Genomic DNA, 24,108 nt, shown 5'->3' with positions numbered 1-24,108 from the left:
CGCAAGGCTGGCCTAAACACTCGCCCTAGGAGGCGGGTCTACGCCGGTCGTGCGGGTCTGTGCCGGTCATACGGGCCTACGTGGTCGCGGCAGCGCGGACGCGATCCCGCTTGCGGTGCGCTCGCGCCAGCATGCTTACGAGCGCGCCAGCGATCACGATCGACAGCCCCGACCCGACGAGCACGGCGAGTGTGCCCTCGTCGACGATCTCTTCACTGCGCGCGAACGCCAGCTCGTTCATCAGGAGCGACACCGTGAAGCCGATGCCGCCGAGCATCGCGACGGTGATGAGCTCGGTCGTGCTCAGAATCTGCCCGCGCCTCGCCGGGTCGGGATCGCGGAACACTCTCGACGCGAGACCGCCGGCGAAGGTGATACCGATCAGCTTGCCGACGGGAAGCGCGACGACGATCGCCCAGAACACGGGGCTCAGCTGGCCGAGACCCACGCTCGGGACTGCGACGGCGGCCGCAGCGAACGCGAAGACGGGCAGAACTATGCCATTCACGAAGGGCTCGAGCGCGTGCACGGCCTTGCGTGCTGGCCCCAGCGGCAGCACGAGGCCGACGGCGACGGCTGCAATGGTCGCGTGGACCCCGGAACTCAGGACGAGATGCCAGGTGACCACTGCGAGGAGGGTAACGAGGGCGACTGCCGCGACCCGGAGGGATCCTCGTCGTAGTCCGAGCAGTCGGCCGGCCGCGAAGGTGGCCACGACGCCGAGAACGCCCAAGCCGAGGTAAAGCGGGCTGCTGTCGTGGGTGAAGAAGACGGCGATGATGAGAATTGCGACCAGGTCGTCGAGCACGGCGAGCGCGAGGAGGAAGACACGGATGCGCCCCGGGAGGCCCCGGCCGAACACGGCGAGCACACCCAGCGCGAAGGCGATGTCGGTGGCCGTGGGCACGGGCCAGCCGGAGGCGTACGACGAACCGGCCGTGATGATGAGGTAGACGGCGGCGGGCGCCGCGACTCCGCCGATGGCCGCGATGGCCGGGACTATCGCCTTCGAGAGCGAGTTGAGCTGGCCCTTGACGAGCTCGTGCTTGAGGTCGACCGCGACGACGAAGAAGAAGAGGGCCAGGAGGCCGTCAGAGATCCAGTGCCCGATCGACAGATCGAGCCCGATGAGCGGGATTGACAGGTGGTGGTCTTTGAGGGCGAGGAGGCCGGGCCCGGTCGACAGATTGGCGAGGACGAGGCCGAGAACGGCGGCGGCAAGAAGAAGAACGGCGGAGGCGCGCTCGGAGCGGAGCAGGTTCGGCATGGGTTCCTGTCGGGAGGGTCGGGCAGAGAAGTGTCGACCAGACTTCCCGACTCACCAATAGCCATTCTATCGTTGAGCACCGACAGGCGCAGAAAGCAGGCACCACGTGACGTCTTCCCCGGCAGCGGCCGCCCTCTCCGACCTCGAGGCGACGGTCGGCGCTCTGCTCGATCCGCCCGGGTGCGAGTGGAATCGCGCGCAGACGCACGAGTCACTCGTCACCTACCTGGTCGAAGAGACGTCTGAGCTAGTGGAGGCGATCGAAGACGGGAAACCGGCCGACATTCGCGAGGAGCTCGGCGACGTTCTCTACCAGGTCGTTCTGCACGCGGCGATCGCCGAGCGTAACGGTTCCGGATTCGATCTCGGCGCGGTCGTGACGGAGGTCGACTCGAAGATCCGGCGGCGTCATCCGCACGTGTTCGGCGACGACCGGGCCGACGGGGTCGACGACATCGTGCGGCTCTGGTCGGCGGCGAAGGCCCGAGAGAAGGCGGCTCGGAGCAGCCGGTTCGAGGGCGTGCCCGCGGGGCTGCCCGCTCTGGCGAGAGCGCAGAAGATCGCGGCGCGCGCAGAGTCGTTGGCCGTTTCAGAACCGAGTGCAGGATCCGACGGCTCGCTTCTCGACGCCGACAGCGAGGCCGCGTGGGGCTCGGCCCTCTTAGCGGAGGTGGATCGGGCGTCGGCCCGCGGATGGGATGCCGAGCGAGCTCTTCGCGGCGCCGTGCGGCGACGCGAGGCTGCCCTTCGGGTTGCCGAGGGAGAGCAGGAAGAAGAGAGGAGACGGCGGGGCACCCCACAACCCGAATAGAGGGGACCCCGCCCGAGCAGGTGATCAGCCATGCTCGACCGCGCTTGTTCAGCGCGATGGAACAACCCTACACCACAGTAAAATGTCACCTGGTCACTTTCAGTATTTCACCAGGCGGACCCCTGCTGTCCACCCTCTGTTATGGTGAGCGTTGGTCGCTGGGGTCGCGCAGGGTGGCTCATCGCGGCGACGGTACGAAAGACGAGTGTGATGCCGAGAAAGCCCGACCCGACACGCAAGCCGGAGCTCTTGGGCCAGATCCTCGAACACCTCGCCGGGCGGACACTTGCCACCGTCTCGTTCCGAACGCTCGCCGAAGCGCTGGGCGTAAGCACCTACGTCTTCGTCTACCACTTCGGCAGTCGGGCGCAGCTCATTGACGAGATCGTGCGAGCCATAGTGGCGCGCCAGGACGACCTCCTCGCGGTTGATCCGACAACCCTCGACGAGCAGGGTTGGCTCGACTTCATGGAGTCGGCGTGGCAGAAAGTATCGACGCCCTACAATCTCCAACTCCAGCGTCTCGAGTACGAGGCCGCCATGCTCGAGATGATCGACGGCGTCGAGACGGGCGTCGCACGCTCGGCCGTCGCCAAATGGCAGGGTTTCACTCGGCAGTGGTGCGTTTCGCAGGGAGTGCCCGAGGCCGTGGCCGCGGTCGAAGCGCGGCTGTTCACCGACACCGTCTACGGCCTGCAGTATGACGCCCTGGCGACGGGAGCGACGGAGGAGGTCGCCGACGTTTTTCGTCGTCACGTCGCGACTTTCGCCGAGCGGATGCGAATGGCAGCCACCCCCGCCACTGTCTGAGGTGTGGGGTCGACGCGGTTCCTGCGCAGGGTCTACTGGAACGAAGTGGCGGCGCCCCGCCTAGGGAGCGGGGCGCCGCCGGCCGGACCAGCTCGTCACCGCAGGGAAGGGACGAGCTGCCGGGCAGGCAAGGCGCGCAACCCGATTCGCGCCTGCCGGTCTATGGGGGTGGTCGGTGATGAAACGCTTGGCCACCCGATCGGGTGCTACGAGAATACATGAAATGTCACATCTCGACAACCGGAATGGAGCGCAGAAGCGCTCATCGGACTCTGGAAGACTGATCGCATGGCCTCCTCCGTCACTCCGCCGCGCGGAATGCGCGACTTCCTCCCCGCCGACAAGCGTCGCCGCGACCTGATCCTCGACCGCATCCGGTCGACCTATCGATCCTTTGGCTTCGACGAGATCGAGACGCCCGTCGCGGAGGAGAGCGACCGCCTTCACGCCGGGCTGGGAGGCGATAACGAGAAGCTCGCCTTCGCCATCATGAAGCGCGGCATCACTCCCGAGAAACTCGCCGCGGCCTCCGAGCCGCTCGAGCTCGCCGACCTCGGCCTCCGCTTCGATCTGACCGTGCCGCTCGCGCGTTTTTACGCGACGCACCGCGCGACTCTCCCCGGGGTGTTCCGCGCGATTCAGATAGCACCCGTCTGGCGAGCCGAGAGACCGCAGAAAGGGCGCTACCGACAGTTCGTCCAGTGCGACATCGACATCATCGGAGAGCCGGGCCCGATGGCCGAGATCGAGCTGCTCAGTGCCACGTCGGCCGTGCTCAACGGGCTCGGGCTGGCGGGCACGACCATTCGGATCAACGACCGCCGGATCCTCGTCGCCCTTCTCTCGCACTGGGGCGTTCCCGCCGACCGGTTCGACCATGCGCTCGTGATCGTCGACAAGCTCGACAAGGTCGGCGTCGACGGTGTAGTCACCGAGCTCGCCTCGATCGGGGTCCCGGTCGACGGTCTGGCCGAGGCTCTGGGCGAGCTCTCCGGCGCCACCTGGGAATCGGTGGTCGGCGCCGACTGGCTCGACGCGGCCGCGTTCGCCGATCTGGTCTCGCTGCGAGACGCTCTGCCCGGAGCCCGCCTCGAGTTCGACCCCACGCTCGTGCGGGGAATGGGCTACTACACCGGAACGATCTTCGAGGTGGCGCATCCCGACTTCGGCTACTCGCTCGGCGGCGGCGGTCGCTACGACGGCATGATCGGTCGGTTCCTGGGCGTGGACGTGCCTGCGGCCGGGTTCTCGCTCGGCTTCGAGCGTCTGGTCGATCTCGTTGAGCTTTCGGGTGGAGCGTCGGGCGACGGCGTCGTCCTCCTCTACGACGCGGGCGCTGAGCCCGCCGCTCTCGTGCGTCTGCAGCACGAGCTCGCCGCTGACGGAACCCGCGTCCGCCTCGACCGCAAGGCGAAGAACCTCAAGAACCAGCTCGCCGGCCTCAAGGAACAGGGCTTCGCGTCGTTCGCCACGGTCTCCGACAGCACCGCGACGGCCGCCGATCTCTCCTTCCGCTCCCTGTCGTAGAAGAGGCATCGGGCAGCCTGTGGAGAACTCCCTCCGGCGTTAAGGCGCCCTACTAGGATTGGGCGCGGGCTTCGAGCCTGAGCGAAAACAGACGATCCTAAGGAGTTATCCGTGGCAGCAATCGACGCAGTAGGCGCTCGCGAAATCCTCGACTCACGAGGCAACCCGACCGTCGAGGTCGAAGTTCTGCTCGACGACGGTGTCGTCGCGCGCGCGGCAGTGCCCTCCGGCGCATCGACCGGCGCATTCGAGGCGTACGAGCTTCGCGACGGCGACAAGGGTCGCTACCAGGGCAAGGGTGTCCTCAAGGCCGTAGCCGCCGTCATCGACGAGATCGGCCCCGAGATCGAAGGTCTCGACGCCACCGATCAGCGCGTCATCGACAAGGCCATGATCGACCTCGACGGCACCGACAACAAGAAGCGTCTCGGCGCGAACGCGATCCTCGGCGTGTCACTCGCCGTCGCCCGGGCCGCCGCCGACTCCGCCGACCTGCCGCTGTTCCGCTACCTCGGTGGCCCGAACGCGCACACGCTGCCCGTGCCGATGATGAACGTCATCAACGGTGGCTCCCACGCCGACAGCAACGTCGACATCCAGGAGTTCATGATCCTGCCCATCGGTGCCTCCAGCTTCTCCGAGGCCCTCCGCTGGGGCACCGAGACGTACCACGTGCTCAAGAGCGAGCTGAAGTCGCAGGGCCTCTCCACCGGCCTCGGCGACGAGGGTGGCTTCGCCCCCAACCTCTCCAGCAACCGCGCCGCTCTCGACCTCCTCGTCGAGGCGATCACCAAGGCCGGCTTCACCCCCGGCAAAGACATCGCACTCGGCCTCGACGTCGCCTCCAGCGAGTTCTTCTCGAACGGCTCGTACTCCTTCGAGGGTGCATCGAAGTCCGCGGAAGAGATGTCGGCCTACTACGAAGAGCTCGTCGCGTCCTACCCCCTCGTCACCATCGAAGACCCTCTCGACGAAGACGACTGGGAGGGCTGGGCGCACCTCACGTCCGTCATCGGCTCCAAGACGCAGATCGTCGGCGACGACCTGTTCGTCACCAACCCGACGCGCCTCGCCAAGGGCATCGAGAACGGCGCCGCCAACGCGCTGCTCGTCAAGGTCAACCAGATCGGCACGCTCACCGAGACGCTCGACGCCGTGGCCCTCGCACAGCGCAGCGGCTACAAGACCGTGATGTCGCACCGCTCCGGCGAGACCGAAGACACCACGATCTCCGACCTCGCCGTCGCCACCGACGGCGGTCAGATCAAGACCGGCGCCCCGGCTCGCTCCGAGCGCGTCGCGAAGTACAACCAGCTGCTTCGCATCGAAGAGGAGCTCGGCGAGGCCGCGGTGTACGCCGGCGCCTCGGCGTTCCCGCGCTTCACCGCGTAACGACTGCTGCAGGAGGCCCGTCTCGCGCTTCGGCGCGGGGCGGGCTTTTGCGTGCGCCGGTGCGGCGACGCGGACGGCCAAAGCGACGCGGATCGGCCAAAACGACGCGGCGCGCCAGGTCGGATTGGCCGAACTGCGTCGCTTCGCGAGCTTCTGCGGCGCCGCACCCCTCGCGGCGCGGGCCCCCTGCCGAATTTGAAGGAGAAACTGCTGGGCGACCCCCTCGGATCCTTGATTTCTCGTCGCCGGAGGCGGGAATCTCCTTCGAATTCGGGCGGCACGCGCGCGCTGGCCCGGAGGCAGCCGGGCGTCGCCTAGGGTCGAGGCATGGCTAGCTCACCCTCCGACCGCGAAGGCGGAACGATCCGACGCGTGCCGGTGACCCTGCCGGCGATGGAGACGGCGGCCGGCGGCTGGCTGCGTGGCATGCGCGTCTCGGGGTTCAGCCTGCTGATGCTCGTGATCATCGTGCTGTTCGTGATCATCCTCGCGCCGAGCCTGAAGACGCTGATCCAGCAGCAGCAGCAGATCACGTCGCTGCAGTCCGACGTCGATGCGCAGAAGCAGAACGTCGACGATCTCAAAGACACGGTCGCTAGGTGGAACGACCCCGCCTACATCGAGGCCCAGGCCCGCGATCGCTTGTTGTACGTCTATCCGGGAGAGTACAGCTACCTCGTGATGGATGATGCGGCGACGAAGTCCGAGACCGCCGCGAAGACCGAGGCCGGAACGAGGATCACCAAAGACATCCAGAACCCGCAGGTCGACTGGGTCGGGGCGATGACCGCGTCTGTTCTCGACGCGGGCCTGACGGACGAGCCCGCGGCGAAGCTCGTGTCGCCCGACCTGAAGGGCGCCAAGTAGGCGCACGGGCCGAGTATTCTGATCACTCCATGACCACGCCACCCTTCGCCCCCGTCACCGAGCATGACATCTTCGTCGTCTCTCAGCAGCTCGGTCGCCCGGCCCGCAACGTGATCGGCATCGCCGCGCGCTGCGTCTGCGGCAATCCAACCGTGGTCTCGACCAAGCCCCGCCTGGCCGACGGAACGCCTTTTCCGACCCTGTACTACCTGTGCCACCCGGGTGCCACGGCCGCGATCTCGACTCTCGAGGCGACCGGCGTCATGGCCGAGTACACCGAGCTGCTCGCCGACAGCGCCGACCTGCAGCAGAGCTATCGTGCGGCTCATGAGGCGTACCTCGCCGATCGCGAGGGCATCGAGCACGTCGACGAGATCGATCACGTGACGGCCGGCGGCATGCCCGAGCGCGTCAAGTGCCTCCACGCCCTGGCCGGTCACGCCCTCGCCGCCGGGCCGGGCGTCAACCCCTTCGGCGACCTCGCTCTCGAGCGAGCGACCTGGAGCCCGGACGTGTGCACCTGCCCCGACTACTCCGCCGACGGGGCCGAGCGCCCCGACGCGACCGCCGCGACCGGCGCGCCCGACGCGACCGCAGGATCCGAGGGCTGACCAGAGTGCGCCGGCTCGGAGCGTTCGCGGCCGCCGTGGCTGTCGTCTCCGCGCTGGTGATCCCCGGTGTCCTCCTCCCGGCCACCGCAGCGTCTGCCGACTCGATCCGCGATCGGGAGTACTGGCTCAGCGACTACGGCATCGAGCAGGCGTGGAACACCACCCGCGGCCAGGGCGTCACGGTGGCCGTGATCGATTCGGGAGTGGACGGCTCGGTCGCTGAGTTGCAGGGCGCCGTCATCGGCGGCGCGGACTTCTCGGGGAGCGGATCGTCGAACGGGCAGACGCCGATCGGCGACGACTCCGCGCACGGCACCCTGGTCGCCTCGCTCATCGCCGGCAGGGGCACCGGTTCGGGTTCCGGAGTGATCGGCGTCGCACCCGAGGCGAAGATCCTCTCGATCTCGGTCGGTTTCGGCGCCAAGGCGACCGACGCCGACGGGCAGATCGCCACGGCGGTGCGCTGGGCGGTCGACCACGGGGCCAAGGTCATCAACATGTCGCTGACCCGCAACACCCTCGACTGGCCCACGAGCTGGGACGACGCTTTTCTCTACGCCATGAAGAAGGGTGCGGTGGTCATCGCCGCCGCCGGAAATCGGGGGAGCGGAACCGACGAGGTGGGCGCGCCTGCGACCATGCCCGGAGTGCTGACCGTGGCCGGCGTCGACCAATCGAAGAACGCGAGTTTCGACGCGTCGAGCCAGGGGATCACGATCGGGGTCGCAGCCCCGAGCGAAGGGCTCGTCGGTGTGGGGCCGGGCGGGCAATACCTGCTGTGGTCCGGCACGAGTGGCGCCGCCCCGCTGGTCTCGGGCATCGCCGCCCTCGTCTTCGCCAGCCATCCCGGCATCTCGGCCGACGACGTGATCCAGCGGATCGTCTCGACGGCCACTCCCAAGGGGGCGCCGTCGCCCGGCCCGATCTACGGCCACGGTCTGGTCGACGCCGATGCGGCCGTCACCAGGAGCGTGGCGAGCGTCTCGGCGAACCCCGTCGGCGACCTCGCGGAGTGGATCCGGCTCCACCGCCGGGCCGAGGCCTCGCCGCAGCCGACCTCGTCGCCCGAGCCCTCCGCGCCGGTGACCGCGAGCCCGACGACCGCAGTGGCGAATAGAGACGGAAGCGCTGGATTCCTCCCGAGTGTCGAGACCTGGAGATCCGCGGGGATCCCACTCGCGGTTTATTCTGGTCTCGGGGTCAGTCTGCTGGTCGTCGTCATCGGGGCCGTTCGCCATTTCAGTCGTCTGCAAAGCAGGCGCTAGCCTGTTTCCCGTCCACACCTATCTAGGAGTTCATCCCTCGTGCCCAAAATCCTGATCGTCGGCGGCGGCTACGCCGGTTTTTACACCGCCTGGAAGCTCGAGAAGTGGCTGCGCAAGGGCGAGGCAGAGGTCACCGTGGTCGACCCGCTGCCCTACATGACCTACCAGCCGTTCCTTCCCGAGGTCGCCGCCGGTTCGATCGAGCCGCGTCACGCCATCGTGTCGCTGCGACGCCACTTGACTCGCACCAACGTCGTCACGGCCAAGGTGACGAAGGTCGACCACGCGACGAAGACCGCGACGATCACCCCCGAGGTCGGCCCCGAGTGGACGGAGGAGTACGACCAGATCGTCATGACCGCTGGTGCCGTCTCGCGCACGTTCCCGATTCCGGGTGTCGCCGACGAGGCCATCGGCCTCAAGACGATCGAGGAGGCCGAGGCCATCCGCGACAAGCTCCTCACCAACTTCCAAAAGGCCGCGAACCTCGACGCCGGCCCGGAGCGCGACCGCCTGCTCACCACCGTCGTCGTCGGTGGCGGCTTCGCCGGCATCGAGATCTTCGCCGAGCTGCGCAGCTTCGCGACCGACCTGCTCAAGAATTACCCGAACCTCACCATCGACGACACCCACTTCCACCTCATCGAGGCGATGGGCCGCATCATGCCCGAGGTCGCCCTGGAAACGAGCCACTGGGTGCTCAAGAACCTCGCCGAGCGCCAGGCCATCGTCCACCTCGATACGCAGCTGCAGTCGGCAGTCGGCGGCAAGGTCGAGCTGTCGACCGGTGAGTCGTTCGAGTCCGACCTCATCATCTGGACGGCCGGCGTTATGGCCAACCCGGTGGTTCGTAACACCGACTTCCCCATCGAGGCCCGCGGCCGCATCTCCGTGCAGCCCGACCTCCGCATCGTGACCGAAGACGGAACCGTCGTGCCCGACGCCTGGGCCTGCGGCGACGTCGCGGCGACGCCCGACCTCACCGGTGGCGGTGTCGGCGGCTTCTGCGTGCCGAACGCGCAGCACGCCGTTCGCATGGGCAAGCAGCTCGCGAAGAACCTCGCGGCCGACCTCCGCGGCGAAAACACGAAAGACTACCGCCACGACAACCTCGGCGCCGTCGCCGGTCTCGGCATCGGTATCGGTGTGTTCCAGAGCGGCAAGTTCGCCCTCAAGGGATTCCCGGCCTGGATGGCGCACCGCGGCTACCACGGCATGGCCATGCCGTCGTGGGAGCGCAAGATCCGCGTCGTGACCGGCTGGGCGAACAACTTCGTGCTCGGCCGCGACATCGCCTCGCTCGACAACGTCACGAGGCCGCGCGCCGCTTTCGAAGAGTTCGCCTCGCGACCCAAGCCCGCGGCTCCGGCCGAAGAGCCCGCCGCAGCCCCGGCCCCCGAGATTGGCAAGGTTGCCGGCCAGCCCGGCCCCGCGTACGCCACTCCCGCCGACGGCGAGACGAAGGCCGAGCCGGTTGCTGCCGAGTCGAAGCCTGCGGCCAAGAAGGCGCCGGCGCGCAAGCCCGCCGCCAAGAAGGCGCCGGCTGAGAAGGCTCCCGCCGCCGAATAGCTTGTCGGTAAGCCTGATGCCCCCGTCCTGCGGGGGCATCAGGCGTTTCGCGGCTCGTTCAGTACGCTTGACGGGCACGCCCCCGTAGCCCAATCGGCAGAGGCAGGCGACTTAAAATCGCTTCAGTCAGGGTTCGAATCCCTGCGGGGGCACTCGCTCTTCAGACGTCGTCGCCGGGTTCGACGAAACGCACCCAGGCCCAGGCGCCCACGGCAAGGGTCGCAAATGCCGCGGAGGCGATCACGAGCGGCAGCATCGGGAACGTCTCGTCAGGGCCGCCGAGATAGACGACGGAGGCCATGGCGACGCCTATCACGGCGAACCCGACCAGCGTCGGTCGCGACCAGGCGTAGAGAGCGCGACCGGGTAGGGCTCCGAGCGGTACCAGCAAGACGATCAAAGATCCAAGACCCGCCAGACACATCGTCACCAGCGCCTCCCGCGTGATCTCGACGGCGAAAGCAGTGCTCGCGGCCGGCATGAGCCCGTGGGCGATCCACGCGAGGAACGACAGGCCGGCAAGGGATCCGAGTTGGGCCGTGGCGAGGACACCGCGCGTTCGTGAGTCGTCCTGCTCCACCAAGGCGCGCCCACCCGTGTCGGCAAGGCCCGCAACGAGGAGCACTCCGAGGGCCAGCGGCGGGTCGATGCCCAGCACCCGGGTTGCCACACACGCCGCCACGGCACCGATGAGCAGGCGGGGCGAAACGGAGAGGGAGAGGCGCAGCCCGAGACGTCGCCCTAGGAGCCAGGTGGGGAGCACGACGCCGAGACCGTTGATCAGGGCAATACCGACGGCGATCGCCACGATGAGCCGGATGTAGCGCACCTGGTCGTCGACGCCCGCGGCGAGGGCGACGAGCACGGCGCCGACCGCGAGGGCCAGGACGACCCCTGCGGTCGGCGAGAGGACCGACAGCTCGTCGCGGTCGGAGATCGAGCGGTTGCGGCCCGCGAGTCGGTGGGCTCGTCCGGCGAGCCGACCGCCCAGCGCCGAGGCAGCAAGGCGCAGGGGTGCGACGACTAGGAGGAGGAAGACGAGGCCGATGACGAGTGCCCACATCCACGACCAGCCGCCGAGACCCTGCGACAGCGTCGGGAGGGTGCCGCCGAAGCCGGTCGGGCCCGACCACGACGAACTGTCGATGACGCCGGGGGTCGAGGCGGAACCCGAGCCGAGGGATCCTGAGCCGCTTCCTGAACCGCCGCCTGAACCACTGCCGCCGGTGCCTCCCCCTGATCCGGTCGACCCACCGGAACCGGACGAGCCACCGCTGGGCGACCCGCCGCCCGGGGTACCGGGGCTGGTCGGCGTGCCCGTCGGGGGAGCGGCAGACGGCTCCGTCGAGTCGGATGGCGTCGTGGGCTGGGCGGACGGAGTCGCCGACGGAGTCGAGGGTGTGGCCGATGGCGACGACGGGGCGAATGTGACCAGGACGGCCGCACTGGGCGCACCGTAGTTGCCGGCGGCGTCGCGCTGAGCAGCCTGGACTCGGCGGTCTCCGGACGGGAGGAGGAGGCCCTCCGATCTGCAGCTCCATGCGCCGTTCTTCACGACGGCGGTGCAGACGGGATTGCTGTCGACGTAGGTGGTCACGGTGGAACCGCTCTCGCCGGTGCCGTCGAAGACCACGGGCTGCCGGCTGATGGTGGAGCCCTGCGTGGGGTGGGCGACCGTCGGCGCAGCCGGGGCATCGCGGTCGATCGTGACGGTGACCGCGGCGGAGGCGGACGAGACCGGAACCGCCGGAACGCGCGACGACGACTGGGTCGCCTGAACGTTGTAGCGACCGGACGGTGTCGTCGTGGCTGAGAGCACGGTGCTCCACTGCCCCGCGTCACTGACGGTTGCTGTCGCCGCGGCCTTGCCGTCGGTCGTCACCGTCACTCGAGCGCCGGGATAGCCCGTTCCTTGGACGCGGGCTCCGATGTCGATTCCCGACCCGGTCGACAGCACCGGGGCGGCGAGCACCGAGAACGGAGCCGACTGGACGTCGCCGAGCGCGGTGTCGGTGAGGTCACGCACGGTGAGAGTCTGCCCGGCGCCTGACACGAGGTCGACTTCACACGACCAGCGCCCGTCGGCAGTGGCCGTCGAGGTGCAGAGCGACGATGCGGGGTGAACGGGGTCGAGCACGCGCAGGTGTGCCGCGGGCGTGGCTGTTCCTGACACCGTCACCCGGGCGCGCGGCGAGTCGGCGACCGAGATGGTCGGGGCGACGGGCGGGGCCGGTGTGCCGATGCCCTGCGACGGTGTCGGCGTCGCACTCGTCGGCGCCGCATCGGCTGCGGACGGAGCGAGCGAGAGACCCGAGACGATCAGAACGAGGGCCAGTGCTGCCATGCAGATCGCTGCGGGTACCCGCCCACGACGAACGCGCCCGCTGGCCATGGCCACGGAGCGTCGGGAGCCGGGGGTCGTGTTGGTGAGCACTGCCCCCCAGTAAGCCAAGTTGCGGGGTACAAGTCAATCGTTCGAACGGCGGAGTACGTGAAATCTCCGTGAATTGTTACAAGTGCCTACAGGCACAAGGCCAAGGATCCGTCGAAACCGCCGCTGGGCGTGAGTTGCCTCCGAGAATGCCCCCCGCGCATGGAGCCCCCATTCAGCCCGTTTATAGTGATCCCCGGATCGACAAGGAGTATCTCAACCATGGATTCCGCCCTCATCGGCATTCTCATTGCAGCAGGCATTGTCGTGCTGCTGCTCATCATCTTCGGCATCTACCTCTGGGCGACCTACAACTCGTTGGTCACCCTCAAGGTGCGCGTCGATGAGGCGTGGAGCGATATCACCGTCCAGCTGAAGCGTCGGGGTGACCTCATCCCGAACATCATCAGCACGGTGAAGGGGTATGCCACTCACGAGTCGGGGGTCTTTGAGAGCGTCACCAAGGCGCGTGCCGAGACGCTGAGCGCCACGAGTCCGGCCGAGGCCGCGGTCGCCGAGAGCCACATGCAGAAGTCGCTGAAGAGCATCTTCGCCGTGGCCGAGGCCTACCCGCAGCTGCAGTCGAGCCAGAATTTCCTTCAACTGCAGTCAGAGCTCGTCGAAACCGAAGACAAGATCCAAGGGTCGAGGCGGTTCTACAACGGCGGCGTGCGTGAGTTCAACACGAAGACCACGGTGTTCCCGAACACCCTCTTCTCGAAGCGGCTCGGATTCACCTCGCGCGACTTCTTCGAGGTGGCAGAGCCGTCGGCGATCGCCGAGCCCCCGCGCGTGCAGTTCTGACCGCGTGCAGTTCTGAAGCGAACCCGGTGAGCGGTCCGGCGCTTTCCTAAGAATGGGAGCGGACGGCAGCAGTCAGCGCGGCCGCGAGGTCGCCACGCGGCATCACCTCGAGTGACTCCAGGCCCTGCCACTCGGCCGTTCGGCGGAGCAGGGCCGCCAACCGCTCGACATCGATTGTCTGCCCCGCCTCGTGCCACGCCGCCTGCACCCGCAGCACCCCGGCCTGGCGGTCGCTCTTGAGGTCGACCCGACCGACCAGCGCCTCGTCTTGCAGCACCGGCAGCACGTAGTAGCCGAAGACCCGCTTGGGCTGTGGCGTGTAGATCTCGATCCGGTAGTGGAACCCGAAGAGGCGCTCGGCCCGCGCGCGCTCCCACACGATCGGGTCGAACGGCGAGAGCAGTGCGTCGGCCTCGATGCGCCGGGGCAACCTCGCCTCGGAATGCAGCCACCCTGGCCGGCCCCAGCCGTCGACCGAGACCTGAGTGATCTCGCCGGCCTCGGCCAGATCGGCCAAGGCCGGAGCGACGTCGGCCGCCTTGAGTCGGAAGTAGTCGGCGATGTCGGACGCGGTGCCGACACCGTGCGCCCGCGCGGCGTGCGAGACGAGCGCCCGGTGCGCGTCGGCACGCGAGACCGTGCGATTGAGCACCGCTGAGGGCAGTACCTGATCGGGAAGACCGTAGGCCCGCTCGAAGCGGGTGCGACCGGCACTGACGACTTCGCCCGTGCGAAACAGCACCTCGAGCCCCTGCTTGACGTCGCTCCAGCCCCACCACGGACCCCGCCGCGCGGTCGACTCGGCACCGATCACGGCATCGGCCTCGATCGCACTCGCCGGCAGGGGCCCGGATGCCCGGAGCTCCGCCCGCAACCAGTCGAGCGTCGCCGTGTTGGCCGACGCCCACGAGTCGGGCCGGGCGGCGTAGTAGTCGCGGTAGTGCTCCATCCGCCAGCGCCAGAGCGGCCAATCGGACGTCGGGAGGAACGCGGCCTCGTGCGCCCAGTATTCGGTGTAGCGACCGCCTCGGGCAAAGGTGAGTCGGTCGAGCAGAGACCGATCGAAGGATCCGAGCCGGGCGTAGATCGGCAGATAGTGGCTGCGCTCGAACACGTTGACGGAATCGATCTGCAAGAGGCCGAGACGATCGATGAGGGTGTTGAGCTGACGCGTCGCCACGGGCCCGGACGGGACGCGACCGAACCCTTGCGCCGCCAGGGCGACGCGACGGGCGAGAGCGGGAGAAACGCTGGACGGGAGCACGGTCTGAGGATAGATGCCGCTACCGACATACGGATCCTCAATCGGGGTTTCGCCGCCTACACTTCTTCCATGACGGATGTGACCCTGGCTGGCCCGACACTTGCCGAGTTCCGCGAAGCCCGCGAGCGCGTGTCGCACGTGGCGCACGTCACGCCGATGGAGAGCTCGTCTTTCTTGAGTCAGGCGCTCGGCGCGAAGGTGTACCTCAAGTGCGAGAACCTCCAGCGCACGGGCTCGTACAAGATCCGCGGGGCATACAACCGGCTGTCGCAGCTCGACGCCGACGAGCGCGCCCACGGCGTCGTGGCGGCGAGTGCCGGCAACCACGCACAGGGCGTCGCGCTGGCGGCTCGCGAGCTCGGCATCACGGCGACGATCTTCATGCCGGTCGGCGTGGCGCTGCCGAAGCTGCAGGCGACCCGCGACTACGGCGCCGATGTGGTGCTCGGCGGCAACTCCGTCGAAGACGCCCTGCGAGCGGCGAAAGAGTTCTCCGACGAGACCGGCGCCGTCTTCATCCCGCCCTACGACCACCCCGACGTGATCGCGGGCCAGGGCACGCTCGGCCTCGAGATCCTCGACCAGGTGCCCGACGTCGAGACGATCATTATGAGCATCGGCGGCGGCGGCCTCATCGCCGGGGTGGCCAGTGCTGTCACCCAGGCTCGGCGCGAGACCGGCGGAACGATCCGCATCGTCGGCGTCCAGGCGGCGAACTCGGCACCCTACGCGATCTCGATGAAGCTGGGCGAGGCGACCGCGGTCGTTCCCACGCCGACGATCGCCGACGGTATCGCCGTGGCCAAGCCCGGAGTGCTCAACTTCGCGATCGCCCGCGACGTCGTCGACGAGGTCGTGACCGTCAAAGACGACGACACCGCCCGCGCGATCCTGGTGCTGCTCGAACGAGCCAAGCAGGTCGTGGAGCCCGCCGGAGCCGTGGGCGTGGCCGCCGTGCTCACCGAGCAGGTGCAGCCGACCGGAACGACCGTCATCGTGCTCTCGGGCGGCAACATCGACCCGCTCATGATGGAACGCGTGATCAGCCGCGGCCTCGCCGCCAGCGACCGGTACCTGCACTTCCGCGTCATGCTTCCCGACAGGCCGGGTCAGCTCGCCCGCGTCTCCGAGATCATCTCGGAGGCCAACGCGAACGTGGTCGAAGTGCTGCACACCCGGCACGGCCGTGGCCTTCAGATCAGCGAGGTCGAACTCGAGCTCAGCGTCGAGACACGCGGTCCCGATCACGCCGAACAGGTCATGGAGCGCTTGCGCGACAACGGATTCACGCCGCAGCCCGCGGCCTCGTAGGCGCTAGCGGTCCGTGACGCTGGTGCGTTCACGACAGAAGGCCCAGGATCCGACGCTGGTCGCGTGGGATCCTGGGCCTTCTGTCGTGACGGGCTAGAAGCTGTAGGGCGCGACCGACGAGATCGTGACGGCGATCTCTTTGCCGTTGGGAGCCGTGTAGGAGGTCGAGTCGCCGGCCTTCTTGCCCTCGATCGCCTCGCCGAGTGGGCTCGTCGGGCTGTAGACGGTGAGATCGCTGCCGGGCGCGATGATCTCGCGGCTGCCGAGCACGAACGTCGACTCGTCGCCGGCGATGGTCGCCGTGATGAGCATGCCGGGGCCGACGATGCCGGTGTCGGCCGCGCCTTCCGAGATGGTCGCCGTCTTGAGGAGGTTGATCAGGGTGCGGATGCGCGCCTCGATCTTCGCCTGCTCGTCTTTGGCCGCGTGGTAGCCGCCGTTCTCTTTCAGGTCGCCCTCTTCGCGCGCGGCCGAGATGCGGCCGACGATCTCGTCGCGGCCCGAAGTGCTGAGGGTCTCGAGCTCGGCGGCCAGCCGGTCGTAGGCCTCCTGCGAGAGCCAGGTGGTTGTTTCTGCGTTGCTCATGGTTGCTCCAATACCCCGAAGGGTGGGTGGCTGAAAAAAGGAGACCGGCCGTGTGGCCGGTCTCGAGCGGGAATCACGAGAGTTTACGGCAGCCAGCACTTGTCGATCAAGCCCGTGACTCCGCGGTTCATGGTCTTGAGGTCGGTCGTGTAGGTGTTGTTCTGGCTCGTCGATGCGGGGAAGTGGACGACCTTCCAGCCGACCACGTCGAAGCCCGAGTTGAGCACTTGGATCGAGCAGTCGACCTTCGTGCCCGGATCGACGCTGATCTGCGAGCGCACGGTCGCCGAGTGGGCGTCGTGGATCACGTACCCGGCGTCGTTCGACTCGATGGTGGCGCTCGTGCCATCGAATGCTGCGAAGAGCACCCAGGCGCCGAAGACGACCACGACCACGCCGCCGGCGATTGCCGCGATCCAGCGCCGCCGCAGACGGAAGGCGCGAGTGCGGCCGTAACGGACGTCGAGCTTGCTGTCGCCCGCGGGCGCTGTCGACGACTGCGGTGCGCTCGTGCTGTTGCTCGAGGGGGTGGGCGCCACCTGCGGTCTCCGTCCGATTATCCTTGGGTAGAGGTTAGCAACGCTGGCCGTGACCGAGATCCGAGGTACCACCGTGCCATTGCGCCTGCTGGCAGTCCACGCCCATCCCGACGACGAGTCGAGCAAGGGCTCCGCTACGTACGCCCACTACCGCAAGGCCGGGGTCGAGGTCTTGGTGGTGAGCTGCACGGGAGGCGAGCAGGGGTCGATCCTCAACGAGCACCTCGAGGCGCGGGCCCACGCCGAGCGGGACATCGCCGGGCTGCGGATCCTCGAGATGGCCCGCGCTCAAGAGGCCATGGGTGTCGACCATGTCTGGCTCGGGTACAGCGACTCCGGGTTGCCCGAGGAGGGCGAGAGCGTCGCGGTCAACTCGTTCGCGACCATTCCCCTCGAGATCTCGACCGAGCCGCTCGTGCGCATCGTGCGTCGGTTCAAGCCCCACGTGCTCCTCACCTACGACGAGAACGGCGGTTACCCCCACCCCGACCACATCCGCACCCATGAGGTCTCGGTCGCGGCCTACGAGGCTGCCGCCGACCCCGCGCGCTACCCCCACGCGGGCCCTGCCTGGCAGGTGTCGAAGCTCTACTACGACCGCATCATGAACACCACGCGCATGCGGGCGATCTACGAGGCCATCAAGGTCGAGACCCCCGACTCTCCCGTCCTCGCGCAGATGGACGAGATGTTCGAGCGCTGGGGCGAACGAGCCGACCCGTCGACAACACACGTGAACGTCGCCGATTCGTTCCCCGCGCGCGACGATGCGCTGCGGGCGCACGCGAGCCAGGTCGACCCCACCGGATTCTTCTTCTTGCACTCGCACGAACTGCAGGCCAAGGTCTGGCCGACCGAAGACTTCCAGCTCATCGACTCCAAGGTCGAGACCACGCTGCCCGAGACCGATCTCTTCGCGGGCGTGACCGAGTGAGCGTGTTGGCCGTCTCGGTGTCAGTCAGTGCACTGGCGACGAGGATCCTTGCCGAAACCGGCAACCCGTCTTCACCGGGGGTCCAGACCGTCCCCGACAGCGTCGTCACGCCCGGGTGGATCGGGTTTCTGGCGATCTTCGGCGTCGCTCTAGCCACCGTTTTTCTGATCGTCGACATGACGCGACGCGTGCGACGGACCCGCTACCGCGGTGAGGTGCGCGAGCAGATCGAGGCGGAGCGCGAGGAGGCCGCGAGGGCGGCTGCCGGGCTCGACGACGAGTTGCGCGGCGAGACCGACGGCCCGGGCTCCGGTCGCTGAAGCTGCGAGAGCGGCGCTAGATCGCCACGAGCAGCACGGCCGTCCAGTGGCAAAGGAACGCCAGCACGGTCAGCGCGTGGAAGAGCTCGTGGAAGCCGAAGACTCCGGGGATCAGATTCGGACGCTTCGTGCCGTAGCAGATGGCTCCGATGATGTAGAGGAGCCCGCCCACGAGCACCAGGATCATCGACGCGGGGTTGTTGGCGATCAATTCGCGCACGTAGAGCAGCGCACCCACGCCGAGGAGCACGTAGAGCGGGGTGTAGAGCCAGCGGGGCGCGCTCGTCCAGAAGACGCGGAAGGCGATGCCGGCGAAGGCCCCGCCCCAGACGAGCCAGAGCAGGATGACCGCCTTGTCGTGCGGGAGGCTCAAGACGGCAAGGGGAGTGTAGGTGCCGGCGATCAGCAGGAAGATGTTGGAGTGATCGAGGCGCTTGAGCAGCAGCTTCGCCTTCGGCTTCCAGTTGAAGCGGTGGTAGGTCGCCGACACTCCGAAGAGCAGCAGTGACGTGCCGAAGTACACGGCCGTCGACGCCTTGGCAGGTGTGCCCACGGCGAGACTCACGAGGACGACGCCGAGGGCGATCGCCACGGGAAAGGTCGCGGCGTGAATCCACCCGCGCCAGGTGGGTTTGACCTCGAGCTGGGTGCCAAGAGCGGTCATCCACCGATCGTAGGGGGCTTTTCTGGCTATCCGCCAGGAGTTCACGGACCTGTATTTGCATGTGACACTTCTCGTTCCATAGAGTGAAGGGGCCCAGCCGGGCGACGATTCGAGGGAGAACGATGAAGTCCATTCGCCAGAGGGTGTTCGTGAGCGCGGTGGCCGCTCTCACCGGCGCGGCAGCCGCGATCGGTGCCGCCAGCCCGGCCTCCGCGAGCGGCGTCCCGCGCGCGACCTCACCCGCGCCGGGTACCTGCGCACTCGGTTCTGCCTGTCTCTACGACGCAAAGAGCTACGGCGGAATCCGCACGAGCTTCTCGAACTCGGTCAGCGATCTCCGTCTGGTGCGTGTCGGCGATTCGGGGCAGTGGAACGCCGACGACATCGCCACCTCCGTCTACAACAACGGTCGGTACCAGACGGTCCGTTTCTGGCAAGACGCCAATTTCAAAGGTCCGTCGATCGATCTTCCCCGGGGCTCCGGCGACCGCTATCTCGGCGATGCCGGCGGCACAATCACGAAGGTGTTCGACAACCGCATCAGTTCCGGCAAATTCGTCGCGCAGTGACAGCCCGGCCCCGCGCTCGCCGCGCACTGGCGGGCATGGCGGTCACCCTCGTCGTGGCCTTCGGTGCAGTGGCGTGCAGCGAACCCGAGACGGGCCGCCACGACGTCCGGCTGCCGGCCAAAGACCGCAGCCGAATCGTGATGCCTACCGACGCCTTCGTCGAGACGCAGACCGGCAACCGCGACTATGCCCGCGACCTCGCGATCGGCACCTGCATGAAGGCGGCCGGCCAGAAGTGGTCCGTCGCGCCCCGCACGGTGCGTCCCGACGGAAACGCCAGCTGGAACTCCGTCACCCGCCTGATCTTCACCCCCGAGACCGCGCGCACCTTCGGGTATCACCAGCAGATCGGCGAGGGCGGCCTCGACCAGCGGGAGATCGACGAGCTCTTTCGGCAACCGCGCCTCGATCGAGCGGGCGATAAGGCTTGGACTGCCTGTGCCGAGCGCGCTGACCGGCGTCTCGGGCTCGACAAGCCGATCTCGCAGTTTGCGACGAAGCTCGCGGCCGAGGCCTACGCTCGCGCGCGAGCAGACCGCGGGGTGGTCGCGGCCGCCGGGCGCTGGGCCGATTGCATGGCTCCGCTCGGTATCGCCGATCTGGGCTCCGACCCGGCAGATATGCCGACTCCCTCCCTTCGTGCGATGTTCGGCCTCGACGCCGATGCGCCGCCCACGGAGAAGGCGAGCGCTGACGAGATCAGGATCGCGACGGCCGACGCCGAGTGCCAAGAATCAAGCGGCTACGCCGAAGCCATCTACGACACCGAGTGGGATATCCAGGCGAAGCTCGTCGAGAAGTACGCCGACCGCCTGGTGACGATCAAGGCGCGGCTCGATGCCGAGCATCGTCGCATTCATGCGTACCTAAGGCAACGCGGCGTCATCCGCGCGGCACCGTCCATCACCCGGGAGGCGGATACCCCGGCTCAGACGAGTGGGCTACCGTAAGAGCGTGACTTCACGGCGACGATCAGGCGGCGGCGACACGGCCGAGACGCCGGTGGGCCGGGGTTTCGCCTACCGTCTCTACCAGCGCCGAATCCGCCGCGGCCTCGCCGAAGCCGAGGTGCCGAACCACGTCGCGATGATCGTCGACGGAAACCGCCGCTGGGCGAAGCAGCGCATGCTCGAGACCGCGGCGCACGGGCATCGTGCCGGTGCCGCCAAGATCCGCGAGTTCTTGACCTGGTGCGACGAGCTCGGCATCAAGGTCGTCACGCTCTACCTCCTCTCGGCCGACAACCTCACGAACCGCCACGACGAAGAGCTCGAAGCTCTCGTCGACATCATCTCCGAGCTGGCTCACGACCTGTCGCAGCAGGGCGACTGGCGGGTGCAGCACGTCGGGTCGGTCGACGGGCTCCCCGGATCCTTGGTTTCTGCGCTTCAGGAGGCAGAGGCGGGCACGGCGAAGCATGCCGGTCTGCACGTCAACCTCGCGGTCGGCTACGGTGGTCGGCGCGAGATCGCCGACGCCATGCGCAGCATCGTCCGGGCCCACGGCGAAGGCGGCGGCACCATCGACGACCTCGCCGACGTGCTCACCCCCGAGCTCATCGCCGACCACCTCTACACGGGCGGACAGCCCGACCCCGACCTGGTGATTCGCACCTCGGGGGAGCAGCGACTCAGCGACTTCATGCTGTGGCAGAGCGCGCACAGCGAGTTCTATTTCGTCGAAGCTTTCTACCCGGATCTGCGCGAGGTCGACTTCTTGCGGGCCGTCCGAGACTTCGCGAACCGCCACCGCCGGTACGGTAGTTAGGTTCGTTCGCATACAAGGAGCCCGCGTGACCACCATCGACGAGTACCGCCAGGGTTTCGCAGAAGATCCGGGATACCTCGACTTCGCCTCCTTTGGGCCCATGAGCAAGGCCGTCCTGGCCGAGCAGAACGCCCTCGGCGAGATCCACGCCCGAGGCCGGTACGGCGCGGGGAGCGTCTTCGACGAGCAAGATATCCGCGTGCGCGAGGCGGTTCGCCGTCTCACCGAGTTCCCGACCGACCGGGTGGTGTTCCAGCCCAACGCCTCGATGGGGTTGTTCCACGCGATGTTCGGCCTGACCGGACAGGTGCTCTACTCGGCGCGGGAGTACCCGAGCATCCCGGTCGCGGCACAGCGAGCCGCCCAGGCCCTGCACTCGGTCGACTCGATCACGATGCAGCCGCCGCAGGGGGTCGTGACCCCCGAGGTGGTTCGTGACAACCTCACGCCTGCCACCACCGCCGTCGCGGTGAGTCTCGTCGACTATCGCACCGGCTACCGGAGCGATCTCGAGGGCATTCGCGATGTGATCGGCGACCGGCTGCTGATCGTCGACGCGATCCAGGGCTTCGGAGTCGTCGAGGCCGCCTACGAGCTGGCCGACGTCGTCGTGGCGGGTGGGCAGAAGTGGGTTCGGGCGGGCTGGGGAACAGGTTTCCTCGCACTGAGCGAACGCGCGGCGACCGACCTGGTTCCGCTCATCAGTGGGGTCACCGGCACGATCGTTCCGCTTGGCTCGTCCTACGAAGAGGTACCGCCGCCCCTGCAGGGCGCTGCCGCCTTCCAGGTCACGCGCACCGACCCGATCGCGCAGGCCCGTTTCGCGACGGCTCTCGAGGGCATCGCCGACGTCGGAGTCGGTGCCATCTCCGGGGCTATCGCCGAGACGGTGTCGTCGATCATCGACCTCGCCGACGAGTTCGCGCTTCCCGTCATCTCCTCGCGAGACGAGAGCGAGCGCGCCGGCATCGTCGTGCTCGAGCCCGATCCGCCGCAGGTGACGGCCATCACCGCGTCGCTCATCAACCACGGAATCACCGCGACCGTCCGTGACGGCATGGTGCGACTCAGCGCGCATGTCTCGACGGGCGACGAGACGCTCGGAGCCCTGCGGGGGGCGCTCACGTCGTACGCGACGAGCGTGCACTACTGACCGTCTCTTGGACCGGGGGCTGACCGGAGACGAGGATCCGGCAGACGCAGCTCGGATCCTCGTCTTCAGGCCCTGCTCTCTCGTGGGGCCCATGGGGCGCGCGTTAATCTGCCCGTAACCCCGGCACGGTGTGTCGGATTTGTGGGATGTCGGTGGGCTGACGTAGCTTCAAGCCATCGGGTAAGGCACCCGGTCGAGACGGCCACGTAAGTTCGTCTAGCTCTTGCTCCATGGCCGACTCGTGGGTAGGTACCGGGTGTTCTTCACCCGGAGATGGAGTCGGTCGTGACCGCATTCGAAGTCACTCCCCAGGCAACCTCAGCTTCGAGCGGGGCGGCGGTGCCGGCCACGGGTCAGCGCACCTACGTGCTCGACACGTCGGTGCTGCTGAGCGATCCCCAGGCGATGTTCCGGTTCGCCGAACAGTCGGTGGTGATCCCGGTCGTCGTCGTGAGCGAGCTCGAGAAGAAACGTCACGACCCGGAGCTCGGCTACTTCGCCCGGCAGGCGCTCCGGCTGCTCGACGACCTCCGCGTCAAGCACGAACGACTCGACTTTCCGGTCGAGGTAGGCGAGGGCGGTTCGCTGCGGGTCGAGCTCAACCACTCGAACATGTCGGTGCTCCCCTCCGGCCTCCGTCTCGACGACAACGACTCGCGCATCCTCGCCGTCGCGTCCAACCTCTCGGCCGACGGGCTCGACGTGGTCGTCGTCTCGAAAGACCTGCCGCTGCGAGTCAAGGCGGCGTCGATCGGTCTCTCGGCCGAGGAGTACCGAGCCGAGCAGATCGTCGACTCCGGTTACACCGGCATCGCCGAGGTCGAGATCTCGGCCGAGCAGATGAAGAGGCTCTACGACGACGAGCACATCTCGACCCGCGAGGCCGAGCAGCCGGTCAACACGGGGCTCGTCATGCACTCCGACCGCGGCTCCGCTCTCGGCCGCGTCACGTCTCGCGGCCACGTCCGACTGGTCCGTGGCGACCGCGACGTCTTCGGGCTCCACGGCCGCTCGGCCGAGCAGCGACTCGCGATCGACCTGCTGCTCGATGCCGAGGTCGGCATCGTGTCGCTCGGCGGCAGCGCCGGCACCGGCAAGTCGGCACTGGCCCTCTGCGCCGGCCTCGAAGCCGTGCTCGAGAAGCAGCAGCACAAGAAGATCATGGTGTTCCGGCCGCTCTACGCGGTCGGCGGGCAAGACCTCGGCTTCTTGCCGGGCGACGCGGGCGAGAAGATGAACCCGTGGGCGCAGGCGGTCTTCGACACCCTCGGGGCGATCGTGTCGCAGAACGTGCTCGACGAGGTGCTGGAGCGAGGCATCCTCGAGGTGCTTCCGCTCACGCACATTCGCGGGCGCTCGCTGCACGATGCCTTTGTGATCGTCGACGAGGCCCAGTCGCTGGAGCGGAACGTGCTCCTCACGGTGCTGTCGCGCATCGGTCAGAACTCTCGCGTGGTGCTCACCCACGACGTGGCCCAGCGCGACAACCTGCGGGTCGGCCGGCACGACGGCGTCGCCTCGGTGATCGAGACGCTCAAGGGCCACCCGCTGTTCGCCCACGTCACGCTCACCCGCTCCGAGCGCTCGGCGATCGCGGCCCTCGTGACCGAGCTGCTGGAGTCGAACGAGCTGGCCTAGTCCACCGCGA

At 67.9% G+C, this 24,108-nt stretch carries 23 protein-coding genes and 1 tRNA gene; 18 read left to right on the top strand and 6 right to left on the bottom strand.

All coding sequences use genetic code 11. The features are described 5' to 3' along the window. Window positions 1–76: 76 nt before the first annotated feature. Complete coding sequence (locus tag ITJ49_RS16055) at window positions 77–1,267, bottom strand: Na+/H+ antiporter NhaA (protein ID WP_194606570.1); 1,191 nt, start codon at window positions 1,265–1,267, stop codon at window positions 77–79. A 106-nt stretch (window positions 1,268–1,373) separates the two neighbouring features. On the opposite strand from ITJ49_RS16055, the gene ITJ49_RS16050 reads away from it, so the two are divergent. From ITJ49_RS16050 to ITJ49_RS16010, 9 genes are all read left to right on the top strand, one after another. Next, a complete protein-coding gene (locus ITJ49_RS16050; RefSeq protein WP_194606569.1) occupies window positions 1,374–2,078 on the top strand; it encodes a MazG nucleotide pyrophosphohydrolase domain-containing protein in 705 nt (234 codons plus the stop codon). 210 nt (window positions 2,079–2,288) lie between these two features. After that, window positions 2,289–2,888 (top strand): TetR family transcriptional regulator, encoded by a 600-nt coding sequence (locus ITJ49_RS16045; protein WP_194606568.1) that lies wholly within the window; start codon window positions 2,289–2,291, stop codon window positions 2,886–2,888. Window positions 2,889–3,176: 288 nt separating this feature from the next. Then, window positions 3,177–4,415 carry a histidine--tRNA ligase gene (gene hisS / locus ITJ49_RS16040; protein ID WP_194606567.1) on the top strand — a complete coding sequence of 413 codons (1,239 nt, stop codon included), beginning with the start codon at window positions 3,177–3,179 and terminating at the stop codon, window positions 4,413–4,415. 111 nt (window positions 4,416–4,526) lie between these two features. Continuing rightward, entirely contained in the window at window positions 4,527–5,807 is a 1,281-nt protein-coding gene (gene eno / locus ITJ49_RS16035; RefSeq protein WP_055963271.1) for a phosphopyruvate hydratase, read from the top strand. A 327-nt stretch (window positions 5,808–6,134) separates the two neighbouring features. Then, window positions 6,135–6,674, top strand: a complete 540-nt coding sequence (locus tag ITJ49_RS16030) for a septum formation initiator family protein (protein WP_194606566.1) — start codon at window positions 6,135–6,137, stop codon at window positions 6,672–6,674. Between the two features lie 29 nt (window positions 6,675–6,703). Next, window positions 6,704–7,285, top strand: a complete 582-nt coding sequence (locus tag ITJ49_RS16025) for a DUF501 domain-containing protein (RefSeq protein WP_194606565.1) — start codon at window positions 6,704–6,706, stop codon at window positions 7,283–7,285. Between the two features lie 5 nt (window positions 7,286–7,290). Further along, window positions 7,291–8,550 (top strand): S8 family serine peptidase, encoded by a 1,260-nt coding sequence (locus tag ITJ49_RS16020; RefSeq protein ID WP_370544575.1) that lies wholly within the window; start codon window positions 7,291–7,293, stop codon window positions 8,548–8,550. 39 nt (window positions 8,551–8,589) lie between these two features. Further along, window positions 8,590–10,119, top strand: a complete 1,530-nt coding sequence (locus tag ITJ49_RS16015; RefSeq protein ID WP_194606564.1) for an FAD-dependent oxidoreductase — start codon at window positions 8,590–8,592, stop codon at window positions 10,117–10,119. A gap of 78 nt (window positions 10,120–10,197) precedes the next feature. Continuing rightward, a tRNA-Leu gene (locus tag ITJ49_RS16010) sits at window positions 10,198–10,271 on the top strand. Between the two features lie 8 nt (window positions 10,272–10,279). Here ITJ49_RS16010 and ITJ49_RS16005 read toward each other — a convergent pair. Continuing rightward, window positions 10,280–12,463, bottom strand: coding sequence for a hypothetical protein (locus ITJ49_RS16005; RefSeq protein WP_194606563.1), 2,184 nt, complete (start codon window positions 12,461–12,463; stop codon window positions 10,280–10,282). A gap of 309 nt (window positions 12,464–12,772) precedes the next feature. On the opposite strand from ITJ49_RS16005, the gene ITJ49_RS16000 reads away from it, so the two are divergent. Further along, window positions 12,773–13,354 (top strand): LemA family protein, encoded by a 582-nt coding sequence (locus ITJ49_RS16000; protein ID WP_055963258.1) that lies wholly within the window; start codon window positions 12,773–12,775, stop codon window positions 13,352–13,354. 46 nt (window positions 13,355–13,400) lie between these two features. Here ITJ49_RS16000 and ITJ49_RS15995 read toward each other — a convergent pair whose 3' ends face one another. Beyond that, on the bottom strand, window positions 13,401–14,618 hold the full coding sequence (locus ITJ49_RS15995) for a DNA glycosylase AlkZ-like family protein (protein ID WP_194606562.1): 1,218 nt from the start codon (window positions 14,616–14,618) through the stop codon (window positions 13,401–13,403). A 69-nt stretch (window positions 14,619–14,687) separates the two neighbouring features. Here ITJ49_RS15995 and ilvA point away from each other — a divergent pair, with 69 nt between their 5' ends. Then, the gene (gene ilvA / locus ITJ49_RS15990) at window positions 14,688–15,929 is read left to right on the top strand and encodes a threonine ammonia-lyase (protein WP_055963253.1); all 1,242 of its coding nucleotides are present in this window, start codon (window positions 14,688–14,690) and stop codon (window positions 15,927–15,929) included. A 93-nt stretch (window positions 15,930–16,022) separates the two neighbouring features. Here ilvA and greA read toward each other — a convergent pair whose 3' ends face one another. Next, complete coding sequence (greA, locus tag ITJ49_RS15985) at window positions 16,023–16,514, bottom strand: transcription elongation factor GreA (protein ID WP_194606561.1); 492 nt, start codon at window positions 16,512–16,514, stop codon at window positions 16,023–16,025. A gap of 83 nt (window positions 16,515–16,597) precedes the next feature. Next, window positions 16,598–17,053, bottom strand: coding sequence for a DUF4307 domain-containing protein (locus ITJ49_RS15980; RefSeq protein WP_194606560.1), 456 nt, complete (start codon window positions 17,051–17,053; stop codon window positions 16,598–16,600). A gap of 49 nt (window positions 17,054–17,102) precedes the next feature. Between ITJ49_RS15980 and mca the strand changes: the two genes are divergently transcribed. Together mca and ITJ49_RS15970 are read left to right on the top strand one after the other, a co-directional pair. Next, complete coding sequence (gene mca / locus ITJ49_RS15975) at window positions 17,103–17,987, top strand: mycothiol conjugate amidase Mca (protein ID WP_370544574.1); 885 nt, start codon at window positions 17,103–17,105, stop codon at window positions 17,985–17,987. 17 nt (window positions 17,988–18,004) lie between these two features. Further along, window positions 18,005–18,307 carry a hypothetical protein gene (locus ITJ49_RS15970; protein WP_194606559.1) on the top strand — a complete coding sequence of 101 codons (303 nt, stop codon included), beginning with the start codon at window positions 18,005–18,007 and terminating at the stop codon, window positions 18,305–18,307. Between the two features lie 16 nt (window positions 18,308–18,323). On the opposite strand, the gene ITJ49_RS15965 is transcribed toward ITJ49_RS15970, so the two are convergent. Further along, window positions 18,324–18,971, bottom strand: coding sequence for a hemolysin III family protein (locus ITJ49_RS15965; RefSeq protein WP_194606558.1), 648 nt, complete (start codon window positions 18,969–18,971; stop codon window positions 18,324–18,326). Between the two features lie 122 nt (window positions 18,972–19,093). On the opposite strand from ITJ49_RS15965, the gene ITJ49_RS15960 reads away from it, so the two are divergent. From ITJ49_RS15960 to ITJ49_RS15940, 5 genes are all read left to right on the top strand, one after another. Continuing rightward, window positions 19,094–19,540: a peptidase inhibitor family I36 protein gene (locus ITJ49_RS15960; RefSeq protein WP_194606557.1), complete on the top strand. Its 447-nt coding sequence runs from the start codon at window positions 19,094–19,096 to the stop codon at window positions 19,538–19,540. Further along, window positions 19,537–20,490 (top strand): hypothetical protein, encoded by a 954-nt coding sequence (locus ITJ49_RS15955; RefSeq protein WP_228514612.1) that lies wholly within the window; start codon window positions 19,537–19,539, stop codon window positions 20,488–20,490. Before ITJ49_RS15960 ends, ITJ49_RS15955 begins: the two co-directional genes overlap by 4 nt. 4 nt (window positions 20,491–20,494) lie before the next feature. Further along, the gene (locus ITJ49_RS15950) at window positions 20,495–21,307 is read left to right on the top strand and encodes an isoprenyl transferase (protein ID WP_370544573.1); all 813 of its coding nucleotides are present in this window, start codon (window positions 20,495–20,497) and stop codon (window positions 21,305–21,307) included. Window positions 21,308–21,332: 25 nt separating this feature from the next. Next, on the top strand, window positions 21,333–22,460 hold the full coding sequence (locus ITJ49_RS15945; RefSeq protein ID WP_194606555.1) for an aminotransferase class V-fold PLP-dependent enzyme: 1,128 nt from the start codon (window positions 21,333–21,335) through the stop codon (window positions 22,458–22,460). 273 nt (window positions 22,461–22,733) lie between these two features. Next, window positions 22,734–24,098, top strand: coding sequence for a PhoH family protein (locus tag ITJ49_RS15940; protein ID WP_194606554.1), 1,365 nt, complete (start codon window positions 22,734–22,736; stop codon window positions 24,096–24,098). Window positions 24,099–24,108: the final 10 nt, after the last annotated feature.

This window comes from Frondihabitans sp. VKM Ac-2883, assembly GCF_015350875.1.
In the GTDB taxonomy this organism is placed as follows: domain Bacteria; phylum Actinomycetota; class Actinomycetes; order Actinomycetales; family Microbacteriaceae; genus Frondihabitans.
Note: the sequence above shows the minus strand (reverse complement) of the source record. Positions and strands in the feature narration are given on the sequence as shown.

Excerpts from the sequence above, each read along its gene's own strand:
- ITJ49_RS15965 (WP_194606558.1), bottom strand. The coding sequence starts at position 18,971 with ATGACCGCTCTTGGCACCCAGCTCGAGGTCAAACCCACCTGGCGCGGG.
- ITJ49_RS16045 (WP_194606568.1), top strand. The coding sequence starts at position 2,289 with ATGCCGAGAAAGCCCGACCCGACACGCAAGCCGGAGCTCTTGGGCCAG.
- hisS (WP_194606567.1), top strand. The coding sequence starts at position 3,177 with ATGGCCTCCTCCGTCACTCCGCCGCGCGGAATGCGCGACTTCCTCCCC.
- ITJ49_RS15940 (WP_194606554.1), top strand. The coding sequence starts at position 22,734 with ATGGAGTCGGTCGTGACCGCATTCGAAGTCACTCCCCAGGCAACCTCA.
- ITJ49_RS16005 (WP_194606563.1), bottom strand. The coding sequence starts at position 12,463 with ATGGCAGCACTGGCCCTCGTTCTGATCGTCTCGGGTCTCTCGCTCGCT.
- ITJ49_RS16000 (WP_055963258.1), top strand. The coding sequence starts at position 12,773 with ATGGATTCCGCCCTCATCGGCATTCTCATTGCAGCAGGCATTGTCGTG.
- ilvA (WP_055963253.1), top strand. The coding sequence starts at position 14,688 with ATGACGGATGTGACCCTGGCTGGCCCGACACTTGCCGAGTTCCGCGAA.
- ITJ49_RS15960 (WP_194606557.1), top strand. The coding sequence starts at position 19,094 with ATGAAGTCCATTCGCCAGAGGGTGTTCGTGAGCGCGGTGGCCGCTCTC.
- ITJ49_RS16025 (WP_194606565.1), top strand. The coding sequence starts at position 6,704 with ATGACCACGCCACCCTTCGCCCCCGTCACCGAGCATGACATCTTCGTC.
- greA (WP_194606561.1), bottom strand. The coding sequence starts at position 16,514 with ATGAGCAACGCAGAAACAACCACCTGGCTCTCGCAGGAGGCCTACGAC.
- ITJ49_RS16030 (WP_194606566.1), top strand. The coding sequence starts at position 6,135 with ATGGCTAGCTCACCCTCCGACCGCGAAGGCGGAACGATCCGACGCGTG.
- ITJ49_RS16055 (WP_194606570.1), bottom strand. The coding sequence starts at position 1,267 with ATGCCGAACCTGCTCCGCTCCGAGCGCGCCTCCGCCGTTCTTCTTCTT.